17 protein-coding genes are annotated in these 22,116 nt (G+C 69.0%); 6 read left to right on the top strand and 11 right to left on the bottom strand.

Annotated features, from left to right (window positions below):
* Positions 1 to 466: 466 nt before the first annotated feature.
* Positions 467 to 901 carry a TM2 domain-containing protein gene (locus QM582_RS11025; RefSeq protein ID WP_415084365.1) on the top strand — a complete coding sequence of 145 codons (435 nt, stop codon included), beginning with the start codon at positions 467 to 469 and terminating at the stop codon, positions 899 to 901.
* Positions 902 to 923: 22 nt separating this feature from the next.
* Here QM582_RS11025 and QM582_RS11030 read toward each other — a convergent pair whose 3' ends face one another.
* The 6 genes from QM582_RS11030 to QM582_RS11055 all read right to left on the bottom strand — a co-directional run bounded on the left by QM582_RS11030 (position 924) and on the right by QM582_RS11055 (position 8,404).
* On the bottom strand, positions 924 to 2,639 hold the full coding sequence (locus tag QM582_RS11030; protein WP_415084367.1) for an alpha-amylase family glycosyl hydrolase: 1,716 nt from the start codon (positions 2,637 to 2,639) through the stop codon (positions 924 to 926).
* 95 nt (positions 2,640 to 2,734) lie between these two features.
* A complete protein-coding gene (locus tag QM582_RS11035) occupies positions 2,735 to 3,985 on the bottom strand; it encodes an ROK family protein (protein ID WP_415084369.1) in 1,251 nt (416 codons plus the stop codon).
* 175 nt (positions 3,986 to 4,160) lie between these two features.
* Positions 4,161 to 5,039: a carbohydrate ABC transporter permease gene (locus tag QM582_RS11040; RefSeq protein ID WP_415084370.1), complete on the bottom strand. Its 879-nt coding sequence runs from the start codon at positions 5,037 to 5,039 to the stop codon at positions 4,161 to 4,163.
* The gene (locus tag QM582_RS11045) at positions 5,039 to 5,977 is read right to left on the bottom strand and encodes a carbohydrate ABC transporter permease (RefSeq protein WP_415084371.1); all 939 of its coding nucleotides are present in this window, start codon (positions 5,975 to 5,977) and stop codon (positions 5,039 to 5,041) included. Before QM582_RS11045 ends, QM582_RS11040 begins: the two co-directional genes overlap by 1 nt.
* 23 nt (positions 5,978 to 6,000) lie before the next feature.
* Positions 6,001 to 7,281, bottom strand: coding sequence for an ABC transporter substrate-binding protein (locus QM582_RS11050; RefSeq protein ID WP_415084372.1), 1,281 nt, complete (start codon positions 7,279 to 7,281; stop codon positions 6,001 to 6,003).
* 1 nt (position 7,282) lies between these two features.
* Positions 7,283 to 8,404, bottom strand: a complete 1,122-nt coding sequence (locus QM582_RS11055; protein WP_415084373.1) for an ABC transporter ATP-binding protein — start codon at positions 8,402 to 8,404, stop codon at positions 7,283 to 7,285.
* A 479-nt stretch (positions 8,405 to 8,883) separates the two neighbouring features.
* Between QM582_RS11055 and QM582_RS11060 the strand changes: the two genes are divergently transcribed.
* Positions 8,884 to 10,596 carry a glycoside hydrolase family 13 protein gene (locus QM582_RS11060; protein ID WP_415084375.1) on the top strand — a complete coding sequence of 571 codons (1,713 nt, stop codon included), beginning with the start codon at positions 8,884 to 8,886 and terminating at the stop codon, positions 10,594 to 10,596.
* A 35-nt stretch (positions 10,597 to 10,631) separates the two neighbouring features.
* Positions 10,632 to 12,305, top strand: coding sequence for a glycoside hydrolase family 13 protein (locus QM582_RS11065; RefSeq protein ID WP_415084377.1), 1,674 nt, complete (start codon positions 10,632 to 10,634; stop codon positions 12,303 to 12,305).
* Here QM582_RS11065 and QM582_RS11070 read toward each other — a convergent pair.
* Positions 12,302 to 13,102, bottom strand: coding sequence for a carbon-nitrogen hydrolase family protein (locus QM582_RS11070; RefSeq protein ID WP_415084378.1), 801 nt, complete (start codon positions 13,100 to 13,102; stop codon positions 12,302 to 12,304). The genes QM582_RS11065 and QM582_RS11070 overlap by 4 nt on opposite strands.
* 26 nt (positions 13,103 to 13,128) lie before the next feature.
* Here QM582_RS11070 and QM582_RS11075 point away from each other — a divergent pair, with 26 nt between their 5' ends.
* Complete coding sequence (locus QM582_RS11075; protein ID WP_415084380.1) at positions 13,129 to 13,761, top strand: GntR family transcriptional regulator; 633 nt, start codon at positions 13,129 to 13,131, stop codon at positions 13,759 to 13,761.
* 89 nt (positions 13,762 to 13,850) lie between these two features.
* Here the strand turns inward: QM582_RS11075 and QM582_RS11080 are convergent, their stop codons facing one another.
* Entirely contained in the window at positions 13,851 to 15,173 is a 1,323-nt protein-coding gene (locus QM582_RS11080; protein ID WP_415084382.1) for an MFS transporter, read from the bottom strand.
* A gap of 88 nt (positions 15,174 to 15,261) precedes the next feature.
* Here QM582_RS11080 and QM582_RS11085 point away from each other — a divergent pair, with 88 nt between their 5' ends.
* Both QM582_RS11085 and QM582_RS11090 read left to right on the top strand, forming a co-directional pair.
* On the top strand, positions 15,262 to 15,957 hold the full coding sequence (locus tag QM582_RS11085; protein ID WP_415084383.1) for a DUF2848 family protein: 696 nt from the start codon (positions 15,262 to 15,264) through the stop codon (positions 15,955 to 15,957).
* Positions 15,958 to 16,118: 161 nt separating this feature from the next.
* Positions 16,119 to 17,123: a LacI family DNA-binding transcriptional regulator gene (locus tag QM582_RS11090; protein WP_415084384.1), complete on the top strand. Its 1,005-nt coding sequence runs from the start codon at positions 16,119 to 16,121 to the stop codon at positions 17,121 to 17,123.
* Between the two features lie 47 nt (positions 17,124 to 17,170).
* Here the strand turns inward: QM582_RS11090 and QM582_RS11095 are convergent, their stop codons facing one another.
* From QM582_RS11095 to QM582_RS11105, 3 genes are all read right to left on the bottom strand, one after another.
* Entirely contained in the window at positions 17,171 to 17,752 is a 582-nt protein-coding gene (locus tag QM582_RS11095) for a histidine phosphatase family protein (RefSeq protein WP_415084386.1), read from the bottom strand.
* Between the two features lie 272 nt (positions 17,753 to 18,024).
* A complete protein-coding gene (locus QM582_RS11100; protein WP_415084387.1) occupies positions 18,025 to 19,977 on the bottom strand; it encodes a sucrose-specific PTS transporter subunit IIBC in 1,953 nt (650 codons plus the stop codon).
* 96 nt (positions 19,978 to 20,073) lie between these two features.
* On the bottom strand, positions 20,074 to 21,570 hold the full coding sequence (locus QM582_RS11105) for a glycoside hydrolase family 32 protein (protein ID WP_415084389.1): 1,497 nt from the start codon (positions 21,568 to 21,570) through the stop codon (positions 20,074 to 20,076).
* Positions 21,571 to 22,116 lie beyond the last annotated feature (546 nt).

Consider the following 22,116-nt stretch of genomic DNA (forward strand, 5'->3'; position numbering starts at 1 on the left):
ACCTCGGGCGCCGGGCTCGGCGCGGGCGGACCGGCGGGGCGGCTGGCGGACCGGCGGCGACGCGGCGGGGTGGCCTGCTCTGCCGAATCGTCGGCCGCGGGTGTGGGTGAATCAGTGTCGAGCATGTGCTCTCCTTCAGCGGCGAGGGGGCGCCGCGCGATGTGGCCACCGAAGTGGCGAAGCCTGTGGACTGGATCCGCTGCACCAACCCCCGCGGTCGTCTCCGTCGCGGTTGAGTCGGTCTGGCCGTCGAGCTGTCACCTCGCCGGTGCCGGATCTGATGAGTCCGCGTCGCGAACTCGTCCTGGGCTGATTATGCCACACTGTGCCGAACCCGCTCCGACGACGCTCCGTCCGGCATCCCGTCGATCGTGGGTTGACTGCGGGGTTCGCCGTTGTCCGACGAACGGGACGACTCGCCCGAGGCCTTCCCGAACCCGCCCGGGCGCCCTATACCATCGCCCGGGTGACCGTCCCGTACGAGCCCTGGCTGCCGGAGGAACCGCGCTGGCACCCGCCGACTCGACCGGAGCCGGTCGCGCCGGCACACCTCCACCAGCCGCAGCGGCCGGCCTATGCCGGCCACCCGCAGCCGTCCCGGGCACCGATGCCGCAGGCCCACCGGATCACCCGTCAGCCCGCCGTCCGGGCCGCGGCCGGCGCGAAGTCGACCGTCGTGGCCTATCTGCTGTTGCTCTTGCTCGGCCTGTTCGGCACCCACCACTTCTATCTCAACCGCCCGGGCTGGGGCATGGCCTATCTGCTCACCACCGTGCTGTTCGGCCCCGCCTACGGGCTGGGCCTGATCCTGGCCGGCATCGGCTGCGCGGTCGACCTGTTCCTGCTGCCCCGGCACACCCGGGACGCCAACCGCCGCCGCGCCGGACACGGCCCGCGCTGACACCCCGCGGCGTCCGAACGGTTCAGGACGCCGGACGCACCAGCCAGGCGGTCGCCTCCCCCGGCAGCACACCGTCCGCCGATTCCGTGCTGGTCAGCAGCACCTCCCCGGCCCCGATCTCGAACGGCTCGGTGCCGAAGTTGGTGATCACCTCCCAGCCGTTCGGACGCCGGAACCGCAGCACGTCGTCGCGTCCGGTCTCCAGCCACTCCAGCTCTTCCGCGGTGCGGTAGCGATGCCGCAAGGCCAGGGCCCGCCGGTACAGCCGGAGCGTGGACGCCTCGTCGGCCTGCTCCGCCTCGACGCTGAAGTCCGCGAACCAGGCCGGCTGCGGCAGGTGCGGCGGCGCCGCGCTGAATCCGAGGGCGGTGCCGCCGCGGGTCCACGGCAGCGGGACGCGGCAGCCGTCCCGTCCGGCCTGGGCACCTGCGGTGCGGAAGAAGGTCGGATCCTGCCGGCGGTCGGCGGGGATCTCGGCCACCTCGTGCAGTCCCAGCTCCTCGCCCTGGTAGAGGTAGGCGGAACCGGGCAGGCCGAGCACGAACAGCGTCGCGGCCCGGGCCCGGCGCACCCCGCCGTCCCGGTCCAGCACCGGCTCCGTCCCGCCCGAGGCCAGCCAGGCGGCGCCCGCCCGGGCGACCTGGCGGCCCTCGGCGTCCCGGTCGGGTGCCGGCAGCCCGTAGCGGGTGGGGTGCCGGACCACGTCGTGGTTGGACAGCACCCAGGTGCTGGACGAGCCGGTCTGCGCGGCCAGTTCCAGGCAGTCGGTGACGATCCGGCGGAACTGGGCGGCGTCGAAGTCGGCGCGCAGCAGGTCGAAGTTGAACGCCTGCCCGAGGCTCTCCGGGCGGGCGTAGAGCGGGATCCGGGAACGATCCACCCAGGCCTCGGCGACCGCGCTGCGCGGCGGATCGTAGGAGTTGAACACCTGCCGCCACTGCGCATAGATCTCGTGGACGTCGTCGCGGTCCACCGTCGGATGCTTGCCGTCGACCGGAATGCCGCGCAGCTCGGCGGCCGACGGCAGCGGCTCGGACAGGTCCTTGGTCAGCAGGTGCGCCACATCGACCCGGAAGCCGTCCACACCCCGGTCGGCCCAGAACCGCAGGGTGGCCAGGAAGTCGTCGCGGACGTCGGCGCGGGACCAGTTCAGGTCGGGCTGCTGCACCGCGAAGGTGTGCAGATACCACTGTCCGTCCGCCACCCGCTCCCAGGCCGGGCCGCCGAAGGAGGACACCCAGTCGGTCGGCGGCTCGCCGCCCTCGGGGCCGGTGCCCTCCCGGAAGAGGTAGCGGTCGCGGGCCTCGGAGCCGCGGCCGGCCTGCAGCGCCTCGACGAACCACGGGTGCTGGTCGGAGGTGTGGTTCGGCACGATGTCGACCACCACCCGGATGCCGCGGGCCTGCAGGGCGGCGACCAGGGCGTCGAAGTCGGCCAGCGTGCCCAGCCGCGGATCCACGTAGCGGTGGTCGGCGATGTCGTAGCCGCCGTCGGCCAGCGCGGAGGGGTAGAACGGGCTCAGCCAGACCGCGTCCACGCCGAGTTCGGCGAGGTAGTCGGCGCGCTGGACGATGCCGGCCAGGTCGCCCAGGCCGTCGCCGTCGCTGTCGGCGAAGCTGCGCGGGTAGATCTGGTAGACCACCGCCTGCCGCCACCAGTCGGCGTCGACGGGCAGGGACGCGGGCGCCGCCGGTTCGGTGACGGATTCGGGAACGTGGCCAGGGCCGGGCGAGGACATGCGTCCAGCCTATGGGCCGCAGGCCGCCCGGCGCGCACCGGCGACGTCCCGGCAGCGCGGCGAGACCACGGCCGACCGGACCGGGTGTGGCGGGCTCAGAGCTCGGCCGACTCGCCCTGATTGCGCTCGGAGAACAGGGTGAGGGCGATCGCCTGGGCCGCCTCGCGGGCGGCCGAGACCGCACCCAGCGAGACGATGTCGCCGCCGAACTGGGAGGCGACGATCTCCGGCGGAGGGAGCTCCGATTCCGCCCGGACGTGGCCGCGGGCGATCTCGATCACGTCGGCCAGCGCACCGGCCATGGCGCCGCAGACCACGATCAGGCCGGGGTCGTAGAACCGGGACACCACATTGCAGATCCGGCCCAGCTTGCTGCCGAGTTCCTCCAGCAGCGGCCGGGAGACGGGGTCGTCCAGGCTGGCGACGGCGAGCGCCGCCTCCGCGGTCAGTTCGTCGCCGCTCAGTTGCGCCCATGGGTGGTCCGCGGGGATGTCCCTCTGCTCGAGCGCGTTGCGCAGCCACCACTCGGCCCGGACGCCGATGCCGTGGGTGCTTCCTATCCCGGGGACGTACATGAAGCCCTCGAGCTCACCGACTCCCCCGTTGGCGCCGCGGACCAGCCGGCCGTCCAGGAAGACCCCGGAGCCGAGCCGGCGTCCGACCAGCATGGCCATGAAGTCGTCATGACCGCGCGCCACGCCGATGCTGCCCTCGGCGACCGCGGCCAGGGCGGCGTCGTTCTCCACCCGGACGGCGGGGAACTCCGCGGTGAGCACGCCCTGCAGGTTCGCGTTCATGTATTGCCAGAACCCGGAGGGATGGACCGGCGAGACACCGTCGGCGTCGACCGGAGCGGGCACCCCGACGCCGACCCCGATCACGTCGGCGCGGGTTCGTCCCGCGGACGTCAGCACCTCGTCGATCAGGTGAAGGGCGGCCGCGCTGCGCCGCCGCGGGTCGAGTTCGTTGAGCGCCGTCCCCGACTCCTCCGGGCAGCGACCTACGTCGACGAAGCGTCGCGCCAGGATCTGCCCGGTGAGGTCGGCGACAATGGCGGTGAAGTAGCGCTCGCCGGCGTCGACGCCGATGATCACGCCCGCCTCGGCGCGCAACTCGAAGCGGCGCGCCGGGCGTCCGAGCCGGTAGCCGTCCTCGGGTCCGGCGCTGGGTAGCTCGCTGATCAGCCCCAGTTCGATGAGCGTGTCGAGCGCGGCCAGCGCCGTCGACCGGGTCAGGCCGAGTGCGGCGATGACGTGGTCGGCGCGGAAGACCCCGGCGTCCCAGGCGAAGTCGAGCACGGCGGAGGTGCTGGCGCGTTGGCGCAACTGTCCGGCGGTGAGGTTCATGCGCTGAAGTCCCCCTTGACCGTCGGTGTGAACGTGCGGAAGCCTACCCGGAGCGAAATTCGTGTGATGGGTACATTTACTTCCCATCGTTAGCCGCGTCGCTGCGGCCTGGCCTGTGCTGTCCGACGAGGACGGGGGCGGGCGCCGCCGTGGCCGCCCACCCCCGTCACCCGGATCACTTGATGGAACCGCGCATGACGCCGGCGATGATCCAGCGCTGGCCGATCAGGTAGCCGACGATCGCCGGGATCATGGCCAGGGCGTAGGACGCGAACGCCACGTTGATGTTCAACGAGAGCGCATCGCGGTACGAGGCCTGCACCACCGGCAGCGTCTGCATGGTGACGTCGGCGATGATCAGCGACGGCATCATGTAGTCGTTCCACGAGTTGAGGAACGCGAAGATGCCGACCGTCGCCGCCATCGGCGAGAGCAGCGGGAAGACCACCTTGCGGAAGATGGTGAACGGCGTGGCGCCGTCCAGCGCCGCGCTCTCTTCCAGTTCCACCGGCAGGTTGCGGATGTAGGCGTAGAACATCAGCGAGTTGAACGCCAGCCCGAACATGATGTGCAGGATCGCGACGCCGAACGGATTGTCCAGCTTGAATGCGGCCATCAGCTTGATCTGCGGCAGCACCAGCACCACGAACGGGATGAACATGCCGGCCAACAGGGCGACGTAGCTGTACCGGAACAGCGGGTGGTCCCAGTTGCGGACGACCGCCCAGGCGAACATGGACGGGATCAGGATGTTCCCGACCACCGCGATCGCGCTGATGATGACGCTCCAGGTGAACGCGACCGGCGCATTCACCATCTCCCAGGCCGCGGCGAAGTTGCCGAAGGCCGCGTCGAACGGGAAGGCGAAGCCGGCACCGGCATCGCTGTTCGCACCGGTCTTGAGCGACATGGCGAGGATGAAGTACAGCGGCACCAGGACGACCAGCGACCCGACGGCGAGCACCGTCGTCACGGTCAGGTTGTACGGGCGCGGCGGCTTGAGTTCCGGACCGAAGTCCTCTTCGGCCTCCGGCTGGTTGGCGATTGCAGTCATTACTTCTTCTCTCCCATCAGCTTGACGACGCCCAGCTGAGCGACCGACAGCAGGATCGTGACGACGAAGAACACCATGGCGTTGGCGCTGCCGTAGGCGACGTCACTGCTGGCGACGGTTGACGTGATCGACATGGCGATCGAGGTGGTGGCACCACTGGGGCCGCCGTTGGTGAGGCCGATGATGATGTCGTAGGCGTTGAGCAGGTTCTTCAGGCCGAGCACGGTGTTGATCACGATGAACGACCCGAGCAGCGGCAACGTGATATGCCGGAACTGGCCGAACGCCGTGGCGCCGTCCAGTTCGCCGGCCTCGTAGACCTCCCCGCCGATCGAGGACAGGCCGGCCAGGTAGATGATCACCGTGCCGGGGAAGCTGGCCCAGAGCGTGACGAAGACGACACCGAGCCAGGCCCAGTTGGCGTTGGTCAGAATGCCTTCGCCGAGCGGACCCCAGGTGATGATCTTGGGAATCGACTGGTTCATCAGGTACTGGAAGCAGTACGACACGACCAGGCCGGAGAGCACCATCGGAATGAAGTAGATGCCCTTCCACAGGTTCGGCCACTTGGTCTTCGAGTTCAGCAGCACGGCCAGGAACAGCGCGATCGCGTTGAGCAGCAGCGTGGTGACGATCGCGAAGATCAGGGTGAAGGTGTACGCCTGGCCGACGTTCGGATCCTGGAACATCGCGATGTAGTTCGCGAAGCCGATGAAGTGCCAGTCGCCGTAGCCGGCGTAGTTGGTGAAGCTGTAGAACGCACCCTGGATTGCCGGGACGACGATGAACAGCGTGAAGCCGAGCAGCGCGGGCAGCACCATCAGATAGTGCGCGAGCGCCGGCTTCTTCTTCGGCAAGCCCGGGTCGACCTGTCCGGGCGGCAACTCCACGAACTCCTCAGTCGCTTGAGCCGACGCAGGGGTTTGGGTATTCGACATAGTGAGACTCCTTCCTTGTCGGCTCAGGCCGCCAGCCGGATGGCCAGCCGCGTCCAGTCTCGATCGAGTTTGTACACGAAATCGTCCACGCTGCCGCCGTAGAAGTACTCCTGCATGTACGTCTGCTTCGGGATGGCCGCCGGAATGTACAGCGCCGGGCCCTGCACGTACCGACCGCTGAGCATGTACTCGTTGAGGTCGGAGACCTTCGGGTCGTCCTGCTTGGGAGCGTCCTTATCGGTCGAGAACGCCTGATTCTGCGCGTTGTAGTCGTGCATGACCTCGGGCTTCATGATGTAGTCCAGGAACTTCAGCGCGCCGTCACGCGTGGCGCCCTTGCCGGAGGCCGGGGTGAAAGCCGTCAGGTCGAGGTTCGCGGTCACCACGATCTTCGACGGGTCTTCGGTCATCGGCAACGGGAACATCCCACCCTTGAAGTTGGGGTTCGCGTCGAGAATGCCCGCATAGGCCCACGGACCCTGCATCAGCATGGCGGCCTTGCCCTGGCCGAAGTCGCGGTTGCCCTGGTCGTACGCGATGTTCTTCGCGTCGGCGTTGAAGTAGGGCAGCAGCAACTTGATCTTCTCCAGCGGCTCCTTGAAGCTCTTGGTGAACGAGACCGGCGCGTCGGGCCCGGTCTTGGTGCCCTGCGCGTTCAGCTTCTTGAAGAAGTCCGAAACATCGAGCATGCCGCCGAAGGCGTAGTTGAACAGGCCCTGCTCGATCGTCCACAGGTCGCTGAAGGTGCCGATGAACGGAGTGATGCCCTTGGACTTGAAGGTCTCGCACGCGGCGAGAACCTCGCTCCACTTCGTCGGAATCGAGACGCCAGCCTTGTCGAACAGCTCCTTGTTGTAGATCACGCCCTGCCCGGCGATCGAGTACGGCAGCGAACTGATGTCGTCCTTGTAGGTGCCGAACTGCTGGGAGAACTCGATCGCGTCGGGACGCAGCGTTTGCACGACGGGGTTGTTGCGCTGATCCGCGAGCACGCCGCGCTGGACGTAGCTGCCGAACTTGATGTCGAAGCCCGCGACGCCGACCGGGACCGGAGTGTCACGGACGAAGTCGGCCACCAGGTTGGTGCTGAGTTCGCGCATGATCTTGTATTCCGACTGGCTCGCGTTGTACTTGGCGACCACGTCGTTCCAGTACTTGACCGTCTCACGCTTGGTCGCCGAGAACCGGATCGGCACTCCCCCGGCAGTGTTGCCGCAGGCCGAGAGCGAGACACCGCTGGCGGCCACCAGGGCCGCGGCTCCGGCGCCGCGCAGGAGGGACCTGCGGGTGAATGCGCCCGCCACCTCAGATTTCCTTACCGGGCAGAGCGCCGTCGCCGTCGTAGTCGGGCAGCCGCAGTCCGGTGGCCTGATCGAAGACGTGCATCGCGGCGCGCGAGGGACGCAGGGTGATGCCCTCGCCGACGTGGTGCACCGAGCCACCCGGGCGGCGCACGGTGATCGCCCGCGGCTCCGCCTCTTCGGTGCTCAGGTACAGGTAGACGTCGTTGCCGAGATCCTCGACGACGTCGATGGTCGCGTGGACGCCGGGCTCACCGTGACCGAGCACGTAGTAGCCCTCGGGACGGCTGCCCACCACGACCTTCTTGCCGGTCAGCGCGGCGCGCTGCGCCGGGCCGAGCTGGATGCCGAAGTTGCCGTAGGCGATCTCGCCCTCGCCGGTCACGTCGAACTCGAGCAGGTTCATCGACGGGGAGCCGATGAAGCCGGCGACGAACACGTTGCCCGGGCGGTGGTACATCTCGGACGGCGAGGCGTACTGCTGCAGCAGGCCGTCCTTGAGCACCGCGATCCGGTCGGCCATCGTCATGGCCTCGACCTGGTCGTGGGTCACGTACATGGTGGTGACGCCGAGGCGGCGCTGGATCTTGGCGATCTGGGTGCGGGTCTGCACCCGGAGCTTGGCGTCCAGGTTCGACAGCGGCTCGTCCATCAGGAACACCTGCGGGTGACGGACGATGGCGCGACCCATGGCGACGCGCTGCCGCTGGCCACCGGACAGGTTCGCCGGCTTGCGGTCGAGGTACTGGCCCAGGTCGAGCAGCGCAGCGGCTTCTTCGACGCGCTTGCGGATCTCTTCCTTGGGGGTCTTCTGCAGCATCAGGTGGAAGCCGATGTTGTCGGCGACCGTCATGTGCGGGTAGAGGGCGTAGTTCTGGAACACCATCGCGATGTCGCGGTCACGCGGCGGCACGGCGGAGACGTCCTTGCCTCCGATGTAGACCCGGCCGCCGGTGATGAATTCGAGCCCGGCGAGCATTCGGATGGTGGTCGACTTGCCGCAGCCGGACGGGCCGACGACGCAGACGAACTCGCCGTCCTCGACCTCGAGGTCGAGCTTGTTGATCGTGGGCCGGTCCAGCGTTGGATACTGCAACGTTGCTTTTCGGAAGGAGACTGTGGCCATCGTGGTTCATTCCTAACTTGTTGGGTTTGGAAGCTGGCGGTTGGGAGGTTCTGTGCCGTCGAGGGACGGCGAGCAGCTTGGTGGGTCGCGCACAGGGGCGCGGGGAGGTTTCGACCTGCCGCGGCTGGTGTGGACATCGTCGCCCGAGCCGCCACCGATTCATGGTGGCTGGGACACAGGCACAGGTTTCCTCCGTTGGAAGCTCGCCAGCAGGCTCCAGATCGAGATAAATCTAGTTGCTGGACAAAAGGGAATATAGAAGTCGGCCGGGCCGCCGTCAAGGGTGGCGAGGAGGGCACGTCGGGTTCCGCCGGGGCACTACCACCAGCGCGTGCCTCGAAGTAGGCTTACCCGTCGCACCAGCCACAGGCGTCGCCGTCGAGTCACACCTGTGTCCCGGGAACTCCCGGACAAGCAGCTTCCACCACCCACCGCAACGAGCAGGGGCGCGGCACTCCGCGGCCCCTGAGAGGAGAACCATGAACACAGCGGCGAACCCCGAGCTCGCGGGACGCCCGGACGGGTGGTGGCGTTCGGCGGTGGTGTATCAGATCTATCCGCGATCGTTCCAGGACTCCAACGGCGACGGGGTGGGCGACATCCCCGGCATCACCAGCCGGCTGGAGTATCTGGCCGAGTTGGGTGTGGACGTGATCTGGCTGTCGCCGGTGTACCGCTCGCCGCAGGTGGACAACGGCTACGACATCAGCGACTACCAAGACGTCGACCCGCTGTTCGGGACGCTGGCCGATCTGGACGCGTTGATCGCGGCCGCGCACCAGCGCGGGATCAAGCTGGTGATGGATCTGGTGGTGAACCACACCTCCGACCAACACGCCTGGTTCGCCCAGTCGCGTGACCCGGCCTCGGCGAAGCGGGACTGGTACTTCTGGCGTCCGGCCCGGCCCGGCTGCGAGCCCGGCACGCCGGGTGCCGAACCGGACGACAGCCACGCCGCGTTCGCCCCGTCGGCGTGGACCTACGACCCGGCCAGCGGTGAGTACTACCTGGGCATCTTCAGCCCCGGCCAGCCCGACCTGAACTGGGAGAACAAGGACGTTCGCCAGGCTGTTTACGCGATGATGCGCTGGTGGGTCGACCGCGGCGTCGACGGCTTCCGGATGGACGTGATCAACCTGATCTCCAAGCCCGCCGAGCTGACCGCGGGCGGACCGATCGAGCCCGGCCAGGGCAGCCTGCGCCGGGTGGCCAACGGACCGCGGCTGGACGAGTTCCTGGCCGAGATGAACCGCGAGGTCGGCCTCGACGAACACAACCTGCTCACCGTCGGCGAGATGCCGGGCGCGACCGTCGAGGTCGCGCAGCGGGTCACCGACCCGGCCCGGCACGAACTGAACATGGTGTTCACCTTCGAACACGTCAACCTCGACCAGGTCGGCTGGAACAAATGGGACCTGGCCGACCTGCCGCTCCCGGTGCTGAAGGGCAACCTGGCCTCCTGGCAGGACGGCCTGGCCGAAGCCGGCTGGAACTCGCTCTACTACGACAACCACGACCAGCCCCGCGCCGTGTCCCGGTTCGGCGACGACAGCCCCGAGCATCGGGTCGACTCGGCCAAGACCCTGGCCACCGTGCTGCACCTGCACAAGGGCACCCCGTACATCTACCAGGGCGAAGAGTTCGGCATGACCAACGCCCCGCTCACCCGGATCGAGCACTACCTCGACGTCGAATCCCTCAACTACCACGCCCTCGCCACCGCCGCGGGGGTGTCGGAAGAGCAGGTGCTGCGCTCGCTGGCCGCCAAGAGCCGCGACCACGCCCGCACCCCCGTCCAATGGGACGCCACCGACAACGCCGGCTTCACAACAGGCACCCCCTGGATGCCGGTCAACCCCAACCACGACCAGATCAACGCCGACGCCGCCCGCCACGACCCCGACTCGGTGTTCGCCCACTTCCAGAAACTCATCCGGCTGCGGCACTCCAACGAGACCGTCCAAGAAGGCCGCTTCCAGCTGCTGCTGCCCGACCACGACCAGCTCTGGACCTTCACCCGCACCCACGGCGACGAGACGCTGCTGGTGGTGGCCAACTGCTCCTCCGAACCGGTCGAGATCCCCACCGACGGGCTCCCCCGCCTCGACGGCGCCGAGTTGCTGCTGGGCACCCATCCGGACGCCGCGGCCACCACCCTGGCGCCCTGGGAGTCCCGCATCCTGCGCCTGTGACACCCGTCCGCTCCGACTCCGAAAGGAACCGCTTCGTGTCCCTCCCCGTCGATCACGAGACCGTCGTCCCCACCTCCGGCGCGCAGTGGTGGCGCCAGGCGGTGGTCTACCAGATCTATCCGCGCAGCTTCGCCGACAGCAACGCGGACGGCATCGGCGACTTCCGCGGCATCGTGTCACGCATCGACTACCTGTCCTCGCTGGGCATCGACGCGGTCTGGCTGAACCCGTTCTACCCGTCCGAGCTCGCCGACGGCGGTTACGACGTCATCGACTACCGCGACGTCGACCCGCGGATCGGCACTCTGGCGGACTTCGACGCCCTGGTCGCCGCGCTGCACGCCCACGACATCAAGGTGCTGATCGACATCGTGCCCAACCACACCTCGAACCTGCACCGCTGGTTCGTCGAGGCGGTGGACGCCGGGCGTGGCTCGGCGGCCCGGGAGCGGTACATCTTCCGCGAGGGCACCGGACCGGACGGCGCCGAGCCGCCCACCGACTGGCGGTCCCTGTTCGGCGGCCGGGCCTGGACCCGGGTGCCTGACGGCCAGTGGTACCTGCACACCTTCGCCCGGGAGCAACCCGACCTGAACTGGTCCAACCCCGAGGTGCACGAGGACTTCCTGACCACCCTGCGGTTCTGGGCCGACCGCGGCGTCGACGGCTTCCGGGTGGACGCCGCGCACATGCTCGCCAAGGACATGAGCGAGCCGCTGCCCACCCAGGCCGAACTGGACGTGCTGCCCCGCGACGGCAGCCACCCGACGTTGGATCGCGACGAGGTGCAGGACATCTACGCGCAGTGGCGCACCGTGTTCAACGCCTACGATCCGCCCCGGACGGCGGTCGCCGAGGCGGCGGTGCACTCGTCCCGGGTGCCGCGGTACGCCAGCCCGGCCACCCTGGGCCAGTCGTTCTTCTTCGACCTGCTGCTCTGCGACTACGACGCCCCGACCTACCGCCGGATCGTCGACGACTGCCTGAGCGTGGCGGCGGAATCCGGCTCGTCGGTGACCTGGGTGCTGGACAACCACGACACGATCCGGCACGCCAGCCGCTACGGCACCCCCTACCCGGGCGCCAACCCGGACGGGACGCCGATCCGCAAACACGGCGGCGACTGGCTGCTGGCCGGCGGCGACCCGACGATGATCGACGCCGCCCGCGGCCTGCGCCGGGCCTGCGCCGCCACCATGCTGCTGCTCGCCCTGCCCGGTTCGGCCTACCTCTACCAGGGCGAGGAGCTCGGCCTGCAGGAGGTCTCCGAGATTCCGGACGCCGCCCGCCAGGACCCGTCCTTCTTCCGCAACCGCGCCATCGAGGTGGGACGCGACGGCTGCCGGGTGCCGCTGCCGTGGACCCGCACCGGGACGTCCTACGGCTTCGGCGACGGCGGCGCCCACCTGCCGCAGCCGCTGTGGTTCGGCCACTACAGCGTCGAGGCGCAGGACGCCGACGCCGGTTCGACGCTCGCGCTGTACCGCAACGCCCTGGCGCTGCGCCGCGAACTGCAGGGCGGCGAGGCGCTGGAGTGGGTGGAGACCGGACGCGACGACGTGCTGCACTTCCGACGTCCGGGCGGCTGGCAGGTGATCGCCAACTTCGGCACCGAGCCCTACCCGCTGCCGGCCGGCGAGGTGCTGCTCGGCTCCGGCCCGGTCGGGGACGACCTGCCCAGCGAGACCGCGGTCTGGTTGCGGGTCTAGCCTCGATCCTTCGATCCGGGCTGAGCCAGCACCGGGACCCGGGCCCGGACGTCCGCGGCCAGGCTCGGTTCGACGTCGGCGATCAGGATGCCCTCCCCGGCCGCCAGCCTGGCCCGGACGCCGCCCAGCGGGTCGATGCAGGCGCTGCGTCCGATGCCGAGCGGGTCGGTGCCGGACAGCGGGGTCCAGGCCTGGTCGCAGGCCAGCAGCCAGGCCTGGGCGTCGGTGGCCCGAGCGCGGACCAGCAGGTCCCACTGCTCGGCCTTCCCAGGCCCCTCGCCCCAGGACGCCGGCACCAGCAGCACCTCGGCGCCACGGCGTCCCAGCTCGGTGAACTGGGCGGCGAAGCGCAGGTCGAAGCAGGTGGCCAGCCCGAAGGTGGTGCCGAACGCGTCGACGGTGACCAGCGCGTCCCCCGGCGCCACCGTGTCGGACTCGCGCGAGCCGAAGGCGTCGAACAGGTGGATCTTGTCGTACCGGGTCTCCACGCCGGCCCCGGTGACCAGCAGGGTGTTGTGCACCCGTCCGTCCCCGCAGGGGGTGAACATGCCGGCCACGATCAGCAGCCCGGTCTGTTCGGCGACGGCACGGACGCCGTCCGCGAACGGCCCGTCCAGCGGCTGACCCGCTGCTGCCGCCGCGCTGCCGAACCGGCCCATCGCCGCCTCCGGGAACACCGCGACCTGGGCACCGCGGTCGGCGGCCGTCCGGGCGTCGGCGCCGATCCGGTCCAGATTGGCCGCCCAGTCGGCGCTGGAAGAGAACTGGCAAGCGGCCAGTCGCAGTGCTGCAGTCATTGTCTTCTCTCCGGTATACATGGCTCATGACCCCGAGGACGGGGCGGGAGGCCGCCTATCAGCACCTGCGCAACGCGCTGCTGACCGACCCCTCCATGGTGGGCACCTTCATTGACGAAGCCACCCTGGCCAAGCGGATCGGGGTCTCTCGGACGCCGGTGCGGGAAGCCTTGCTGCTGCTGTCCGCCCAGGGCCTGGTGCAGCTGATCCCGAACCGGGGTGCGTTCGTCCCGGCGCTGTCGGCCGAAGAGGTGCACCACATCATGCAGGCACGTTCGGTGATCGAAGTCTGGGCGGCCCGGGAGGCGATGCGCAACCTGGCCGTGCCGCTGGACCGGATGCACGCCATCCTGGAACGGCAGCGGACGCTGCCCGGCGACTGCCCGGCCGCGGACTTCATCGCGGTGGATCGGGAGTTCCACACCGAGCTGGTTGCCGCCGGTCGGAACCCGGTGATCACCCAGATGTACGAGGCGGTCCGGGTGCGCCACGTGGTGATCGGGGTGGCTGCGCTGGCCCAGGACCCGGACGATCGCCGGCAGGTGCTGGCCGAGCACGAGGCGATCGTCGACGCCCTGGCCTCCGGCGACGAGGCCGCCGTCGAGCATGCCCTGCGCGCCCACCTGATGCGCACCGTCACCCGGCACGCCCGCGGCTGACGCGACGCGACGACCGACGTCCGGTGAACCGGAGAGAAACCGTCCGCTGAACCGGAAGGGAACCGTCCCCACCGTCATCCCGGACATCGTCACGGGGTGACGTCCAGCAGCGCCTCGTCCACCTCGTCCACCACCGCGCGGCCCATCGCCAGTCCGACCAGGGTGATCGCACAGGCCGCGGCGATGTAGCCGGCGATCGCCCAGCTGTTCTGGCCGTTGGCCCAGAACAGCGCGAACATGGTCGGCGCCAGGCCGCCGGCGAAGATCCCGGCGAAGGTGTAGGCCAGCGAGCTGCCGGTGTAGCGCAGCCGGGCGTGGAACTGCTCGGCGATGTGCGCGGCCTGCGGTGCATACATGAAGGAGTGGAACATCAGCCCGACGATCACCCCGAAGATGGCCAGCCCGAACGACCGCTGCTGCTGCATCGCGACGAAGACGAAGGCCCAGGTCGCCCCCAGCACGGTGGCCACCGCGTAGAGCAGCCGGCGGTCGATCCGGTCGGACAGCCAGCCGGCGAACGGCATGGTGAAGACCTGGATGAACCCCGCGGTCATGGTGGCGGTCAGCGCCTGCTGGTTGGTCAGCGGGGTGGGGCCGGCCTGCAGCCAGGTGATCACGTAGACGGCGAAGAACGCGTACAGCACGTCCGGCCCGAAGCGGACCAGCACCGCGCCGAGCAGCGCCCGGCCCTGGGTGCGGAACACCTCCGAGACCGGGGCCTCGGGGGCCTCGCCGCGCTCCATGATCTTCTTGAACACGGGCGTCTCCTCCAGCTGGTGCCGGATCCACAGCCCGAAGCCGACCAGTACCAGCGACAGCATGAAGGCGGCCCGCCAGCCCCAGCTGACGAACGCCTCGTCCGACATCGACACGGTCATCACGACCAGCAGCAGATTGGCCAGGAAGCTGCCCAGCGGCACTCCGGTCTGGGCCGCGGACGCCCACAGCCCCCGAGTACCCGGCCGGGCGAACTCCGACGACAGCAGCACCGCGCCGCCCCACTCGCCGCCGACCCCGACGCCCTGGGCGAAGCGCAACACCACCAGCATGATCGGCGCCCAGATCCCGGCGGTCTGGTAGGTGGGCAGCAACCCGATCGCGAAGGTGGCGATGCCGATCAGCAGCAGCGTCCAGACCAGCACCTTCTTGCGTCCGATGACGTCGCCGAGGCGTCCGAAGAAGATGCCGCCGACCGGACGCGCGACGTAGCCCGCACCGTAGGTCAGGAACGCCTTGATCATGTCCATGCCCGGGTCGGAGCCGTCGAAGAAGAGCTTGCTGAACACGCTGCCGGTGACGGCGCCGAAGAGTGCGAAGTCGTACCACTCGAGCGCAGTGCCGGACAGGCTGGCCACGAACGCCTTGCGCAGGTTGCGCCGCTCGGTCACGGTCTGGGGTGTTGTGTCGGTCATCCGTCCCTCTCCCTTGTCGTGGCCTCATACTCGTTGTATACAGGCCGCATAGGCAAGACATTCGGCAGTTCTGACTTCAGGAGGAAACATGGCGCGGTTGACCTTTGCCCTGCCGGGCGGCGGAACCGTGGCGGTCGAGACCCGCTACGCCCTCAACGGCGGCTACGCCGGCCGGGACAGCCAGCAGGTCCAGCACCACATCGACGAACTGGCCGAGCTGGGCGTCCCGGGGCCGGCGACGATCCCCACCCTCTACCCGCTGTCCGGGACGCTGGCGGTGCAGGGCGACGACGTCCAGGTGCCGCACGGCCGGACCTCCGGCGAGGCGGAGTGGGCGCTGCTGGTCCCCGAGGGCGCGACCTCGTCCGACGACTACCTGGTGACCGCCGCCTGCGACCACACCGACCGCGCCCTGGAGGTGCACGGGGTGGCCTGGAGCAAGCAGTCGGCCCCCGACTTCCTGGGCGACCTGGCCTGGCGCTGGGGCGACGTCCGGGACGCCTTCGACTCGTTCACGCTGCGCGCCTGGGTAACCAACGACGGCGTCGACGAGCTGATCCAGGACGGCTCTCCCGCGCTGCTGCTCTCCCCCGACTACTGGATCGAGCGACTCGGCGAGGCCGGCCTGCTGCGATCCGGCACCGTGGTGATGAGCGGAACCATCCCGATGTTGCCCGGCGTCGACCAGTTCGCGGACGCCTGGCGCGTCGAGCTGGCCGCCCCGGACGGCACGACGAGCCGGGTCGGCTACACGGTGGAGGTGCTGCCCGAGCCCTGGCAGTGACGCGCCGACGTCCGGCGAACCGGTTCGCCGGACGCCCCGTCCATCGCCGCGCAGACTGGCGAACCGGCCTGTGACCTGCCCTTTTGGATTCGCGGGCCGGCCATCAGGCGCAGGATAGGATGCGTGAGAACCCCGGTCGCAGAGGACGAAAGGTGATGTCGGTGCCGAACCACACGCGCGAGCCGAGCCTCACCGACGTGGCCGCGCGAGCCGGTGTCTCGCCCACCACGGTGTCGCGGGTGCTGAACAACCGTGGCTATCTCAGCCAGCACACCAAGGATCGGGTGGCGCAGGCCATCGACGAGTTGCAGTACCGGCCCAATCAGATCGCCCGGTCGCTGCTCGGCCAGCGCACGCGGACGGTGGGGGTGATCGTGCCGACGGTGGCGCTGCCGTTCTTCGGCGAGATCGCCGCCGGCGTGGAACGGGCACTGGCCACCCGGGGCTACCGCACCCTGCTGTGCAACAGCATGGGCCGGACCGAGGCCGAACGGGAGTACCTCGATCAGCTGCGCGGCAATCGGGTGGACGGTGTCATCTCCGGCGCCCACAACGACAGCATTCCGGAGTACGCGACCACTCAGCTCCCGGTGGTCACCATCGACCGCGAACTGGCACCGCACATCCCCAACGTCCGCGCCGACAACCGCGCCGGCGGACGGCTGGCGACCGAATTGCTGCTCAACCGGGGGTCTCGGCGTCCGGTGCTGTTCACCTCCACCTCGTCGACCCGCAACCTGCGCGAGGCGGGCTATCGGGAGGTGCTGAGCGAGGCCGGCATCGAACCGCTGGTGGTGACGGTCAACTTCCACACCCCGGAGCCGGAACGCAGCCGGCAGATCCACGCCGCGCTGGACCAGCACGCCGCCGCCATCGACGCCGTCTTCGCCACCGACGACCTGATGGCCGGCACGGTGCTGGAATGGGCACGCCGGGCCGGACGCCGGGTCCCCGACGACCTGCGGGTGATCGGCTTCGACGGCACCGAGGCCGTCCGCCGCGCCATGCCGTGGCTGTCCACCGTCCAGCAACCGATCGCCGCGCTCTGCGAGACGGCGGTCCAGCGGCTGCTCGGGCTCATCGACTCCGGCCCGTCGAACGGGCCGGAGTCGGCCGTGCCGCCGGCGGAACTGCCGGTCACCCTGATCGAGGGCGCCACCACCTGAGCGTGGCTCGTGTCGCACCCGGACGAACTCCTCGGGGCATCGGGCCGTTAGGTCAGGACGTGGGAGCAGCCGCCCTCCAGCCGATATGCAACGGCTTGCGGATGCCGAAGGGCAAAGGCTTGCTCAAGGGTCAGACTGAGGACGTGTCGCCGGAGCATCCGTCCGATCATCTCGTGGGTTACCAGCAGCGGCATTTCTGCGTTCAGCGCATCGACCTCTTCGAGCGCCCTCGCTGCTCGACAATCGGCATCTGCATAGCTCTCCCCTCCGGGGAAGCGCCAGCCGTAGAAGTCGGCTTCGCGAAGTTGCCAAAGATCGGCATGGTGCAGCTGAATCTCATCGTTCGTGAGCCCGGCAAACGATCCGTGGTGGACTTCGGCCAGCGACTCCATAGGTACGACGTCCACGTCGAGCTCTTCCGCAAAGATGGCGGCAGTCCGCCGTGCGCGGCCGAGCGGCGAGGTGGCAATCACGTCGATGCCCTGGGCGCTCAACACTCGTCGAAGCCTCTGCGCTGTCGCTACCCCCTCCTGTGTCAACGGGGAGTCCAGCTGACCCTGTCTGCGGCCAGTCACGTTCCATTCGGTCTGACCATGGCGAGCAAGAATCAGGACAGACGGCACGGGCACAAACTGAATCTATCGCAGTCCCTGACCCCACCCGTTGGCTCGCGATCTCGGTCGACCAGTCGCCTTTCTCTGGGGCACCCCAGCGATCAGGAACTCACGAGGAACATGGCGTCACCTGCCACATTGAGACAACGAGGTGGTCGTGTGCGAACGGCGGCGGGTGGACCGAGAACCACCCGCCGCCGCACGGACTCAGCCACCGTTGGTCGAGCTTGTCGAGACCCGGTCGAGGGACGGCGACCAGGCCCCGAGAAACTCGACCAACGGCTTCCTTAGGCCACCTCGACCGCGGCCTTAGGGGTGACGCTGAGCATGGCGGCACCGGCGAGCACGATGCCGCGCTCGGCGGCCTCGACACCCTCGAAGCCGGCCGCATTGGTGACCACGACAGGCGTGGTCAGGTCGTAGCCGGCCTTGGAGACAGCAGCCCAGTCGACCTCGGCGAGCACGTCGCCGCGGCGGACCCGCTGGCCGACCTTCACCTTGGAGGTGAAGTGCTCTCCGTTGAGCTGGACGGTGTCCATGCCGATGTGGATCAGGATCTCCACCCCGCTGTCGGCCTTCAGCCCGTAGGCATGGTGGGTCGGGAAGGCCACCACGACCTCTCCGGTGACCGGCGAGACAACCGGACCCTCCGACGGCATCACAGCGGCGCCCGGGCCGAGGATCGCGGCGGCGAACGTCGGATCCTTCACCTCGTTCAGCGGCACCAGCTTGCCGGCCATCGGAGTGGTGACGGTGAAGTCGTCGTCGGCCCGCTCCGCGGCCGCGCTCTCTTCCTCGGAGGTCTCGTCCACGTGGGTGCCGGCGATGGACGCCTTGCCCCGCGTCCGGGCGTAGAAGAAGGTCGCGACGAAGCTGAGGATGAAGGTGGTCAGGGCGACCACCATGAAGATCGGGATCTGCGGCGGGTTGATCGCGATGAACCCGATCAGGCCGGCCGGGCCCGGAGAGAGCGCGACGATGTCGAACAGGCTGACCAGCGCACCACCGATACCGGCGGCGCCCATAGCGACGAAGAACGGCCAGCGCAGCCGCAGGTTGACACCGAAGATCGCGGGCTCGGTGATGCCCATCAGCGCGGACGTTCCGGCGGCACCGGCGAGGGCCTTCAGCTTGCCGTCCTTGGCGGCCGCGAAGACGGCCAGCGTGGCGGCGCCCTGGGCGATGTTGGCCATGGCCGCGATCGGGAAGATGAACGTGCCGCCCTGGGCGATCAGCGCCAGGTCGATCGCCGGGAAGCTCTGGTGCAGGCCGGTGATCACGATCGGGCTGTAGATCGTGGCGAAGATCAGGCCACCGATCATGCCGCCACCCTCGTACATCCACTGCAGCCCGTAGGTGATGGCGTCGGAGAGCTGCCGGGTCAGCGGCCCAACCAGCATGAAGGTGAGGAAGCCGGTGCTGATCAGGGTGATCAGCGGGGTCAGCAGGAAGTCGGTGGTGCCCTTCAGACCCTTGTGCAGGTACTTCTCAATGGTGGCCAGGATGTAGCTGACGAAGAGCACCGGGATGACCTGGCCCTGGTATCCGGCCTGGGCGACGTTGATGCCGAAGACGTTCCAGTAGGTCATCGATCCGTCGGCGACCGCGGCGGCTACGCCGTAGCCGTTGACCAGCGACGGGAACACCATGGCAGCGCCCATCGCGGCCCCCAGGTAGGGGTTGCCGCCGAACCGCTTGGTGGCCGAGAAGCCGATCAGCACCGGCAGGAAGGCGAAGGGCGCGGCCGCGAACATGTTGACCATGTCCGCGACATCCTTCAAGGCCGGCCACATGTCGGTGAGGCCCTGCCCCGGCGGGGCGAACCAGAACATGCCGGGGGCGGTGAGGATGTTGTTCAGGGCCATCATCAGACCACCGGCGATCAGCGCCGGCAGGATCGGCACGAACACATCGGAGAGCACCTTGATGAACTGCACCAGCGGGTTGCCCTGCTTGGCGGCGGCTTCCTTGGCCTGTTCCTTGGTGGCCTCCTTGACGCCGGACTCCACCATCTTCTGGAAGACGATGTTGACGTCGCCGGGGCCGACGATGATCTGGAACATGCCGCCGGTGGAGAAGGTGCCCTTGATGTCAGGGTCGTTGTCCAGGGTCGCCTGGTCTACTTTGTCGGCGTCGGCCAGCACCAGGCGGAGCCGGGTTGCGCAGTGCGCCGCGGCGTTGATGTTGTCGGGCCCACCGACGGCGGCCAGCACCGTCTGGGCTACGCGGGAATGGTCCATCCGGCCAGTTCCTCCTCGAACTAGGTCACATCGGTGCCGCCCAGCATGTCAATCGTTTGGCATATATGTCAAACGATTGACAGTGCGGTGTCGGCTTCAGTCTTGGGCCGGGACCACCGCATGCCCGGACAGCACCCGCAGCGTCCCGGACGCCTGCAGCGCGACCTGCCGTTCACCGGCGTCCAGGTAGCTGCGCAGGCTGAACGCGGTCTGCCCGTCGGCGACGAACAGCTCGGTGATCGAGCGGTCGTGGATCAGTTCGATCCTGATCCGGGTCGAGTCCGGAATGGCGAGGCTGCGGCGTTCGCCGTGCGGGTAGCGGGTGGCGCTGCGGTCCACCGTCAGCCGGCCCCGGCGGAAGCCGAGCAGCAGCTCCGAGCCGGGCCGGGTGGCGATGGTCAGCCCCCACTCCTCGGCGTCCGACTGGTCGAGTTCCAGGGTCAGCGCGAAGGCGTCCGCGCCGGCCAGCTCGGGAAGCGTGCTGGACGCGTCCGCCAGCGCCGTACCAGATAGGGCGAGCTCGCGACCGGGCCCGATCGCCGCCACGGCCTCCGCGGGCGGACGCTGCAGCAGGACGCCGTCGCGCAGGGTCAGCCGGCGCGGGAAGGTCATCGTATGCACCCAGCCGTGGTCGGCCAGCGACGGCTGATTGTCCTCGGACGCGTTGCCCAGCCAGCCGAGCAGGACGGGCGCAGCGGCGTCCGCATCATCCGGCCGGCGAAAGGCCTGCGGCGCGTAGAACTCGAAACCTCGATCCAGTTCGCGAAACTCACCCTGGACGTGGAACGCGGTACCGTCCAGCCGTCCGACCAGGTAGCCACAAGGGAAGATGTTGCGGAAGCTGTCACCGGCGGGCGCCAGGCCTTGCGGGCAGAAGATCAGCACGTCGCGAAGTTCGCCGGTGTCCTCGTCCGGCACCCGCAGCAGGTTGGGGCACTCCCACATGTAGCCGAAGGCGTCGTAGCGTCCGGCGCTGCCGGGGAAGCTCAGCTCACCTTCGAAGTCCCAACGGACCAGATCGGCAGACCGATAGCTCAGGATGCAGCCGGTCTCGTCGGCCCGCTGGGCTCCGAGCAGCATCCGGAAGCCCTGGTCGTCCACCAGCACCTGGGGATCCCGAAGGTGGGCGGTGTAGCCCGGCGGCGATCCGGAGATCAGCGGGTTGGCCGGGTGCTTGGCGAAGCGGACCAGGTCGTCGCTGATGGCCGCGCATTGGTAGCTCTCCCGGCGTCCACCACTCTTGACGTTGCCGGTGTAGTGCAGCCAGAGCCTCCCGTCGTGGATCGTCGCTCCGCCGGAATACGCCCCGGAGCGGTCGTACCAGTCCGACGGTGCGATCGCCGGGGCGTGGCTCCGCCAGGTGACCAGGTCGGACGAACTGGCATGGCCCCAGTAGATCTGCTTGCGGCCCGGGAAGAACGGACCGAACTGGTAGAACGCGTGATAGACGCCGTCCACGATCACCAGGCCGTTCGGGTCGTTCAGCCGTCCGACCGGAGGCGCCAGGTGGAACCGCGGGTAGTCCGGATCGAGTTGCGAGCGGGACGCCGCGATCGCGGCCAGGGCCTCGTCGATGAGGTCGTCGGAAGTCACCAGGGCAGGCTAGCGGCACTGCCATACGTTTGACATATCGGACGGTGCGCCACCCGCCAGGCACGGCCGTACCGCTTGCCCTCTGGATGACTGTCCTTCATGGCGGTGGAGTCAGCGTGTCGGCGACCCAAAGCATGCCGAGGCCCTGAGCGGTTCGACCGGTCACTCCATCCTGGTGCGGGTGCTTCCTGGTGCGGGACGCGGTCTGCCGCTGGGGTAGCCCTGTTGCGCCGGCGTGGCGTGGGACGCGGTCTACCGGCCCCACTCCGCCCTGTGGCGGGCCCGTCCCGGTGCTGGCCTGGCGTGGGGTGCGGCCTACCGCCCACCCCGTCCCGATTCAGTCCCGCCCCCTGGTGCGGGGCGGTCCACCGCAGGGGGTCCAGCCGCGAAGCCCCGGTTGGCCGGCCCAGGAGGGTCGCCTGCCGGTGTTGGGTGGGAGTATGCAAAACACCCCCGCAGTGATCAAAACTGACCACCACGAGGGTGTTTAAAATGTCCGGCGACGTCCTACTCTCCCACAGAGTCCCCCCTGCAGTACCATCGGCG

The organism is Micropruina sp. (assembly GCF_047607385.1).
Taxonomy (GTDB): domain Bacteria; phylum Actinomycetota; class Actinomycetes; order Propionibacteriales; family Propionibacteriaceae; genus Micropruina.

Bases quoted from the DNA above. Each gene is read 5' to 3' on its own strand.
- QM582_RS11030 (WP_415084367.1), bottom strand. From the start codon at position 2,639: ATGTCCTCGCCCGGCCCTGGCCACGTTCCCGAATCCGTCACCGAACCG.
- QM582_RS11035 (WP_415084369.1), bottom strand. From the start codon at position 3,985: ATGAACCTCACCGCCGGACAGTTGCGCCAACGCGCCAGCACCTCCGCC.
- QM582_RS11040 (WP_415084370.1), bottom strand. From the start codon at position 5,039: ATGACTGCAATCGCCAACCAGCCGGAGGCCGAAGAGGACTTCGGTCCG.
- QM582_RS11045 (WP_415084371.1), bottom strand. From the start codon at position 5,977: ATGTCGAATACCCAAACCCCTGCGTCGGCTCAAGCGACTGAGGAGTTC.
- QM582_RS11055 (WP_415084373.1), bottom strand. From the start codon at position 8,404: ATGGCCACAGTCTCCTTCCGAAAAGCAACGTTGCAGTATCCAACGCTG.
- QM582_RS11060 (WP_415084375.1), top strand. From the start codon at position 8,884: ATGAACACAGCGGCGAACCCCGAGCTCGCGGGACGCCCGGACGGGTGG.
- QM582_RS11070 (WP_415084378.1), bottom strand. From the start codon at position 13,102: ATGACTGCAGCACTGCGACTGGCCGCTTGCCAGTTCTCTTCCAGCGCC.
- QM582_RS11075 (WP_415084380.1), top strand. From the start codon at position 13,129: ATGACCCCGAGGACGGGGCGGGAGGCCGCCTATCAGCACCTGCGCAAC.
- QM582_RS11080 (WP_415084382.1), bottom strand. From the start codon at position 15,173: ATGACCGACACAACACCCCAGACCGTGACCGAGCGGCGCAACCTGCGC.
- QM582_RS11085 (WP_415084383.1), top strand. From the start codon at position 15,262: ATGGCGCGGTTGACCTTTGCCCTGCCGGGCGGCGGAACCGTGGCGGTC.
- QM582_RS11100 (WP_415084387.1), bottom strand. From the start codon at position 19,977: ATGGACCATTCCCGCGTAGCCCAGACGGTGCTGGCCGCCGTCGGTGGG.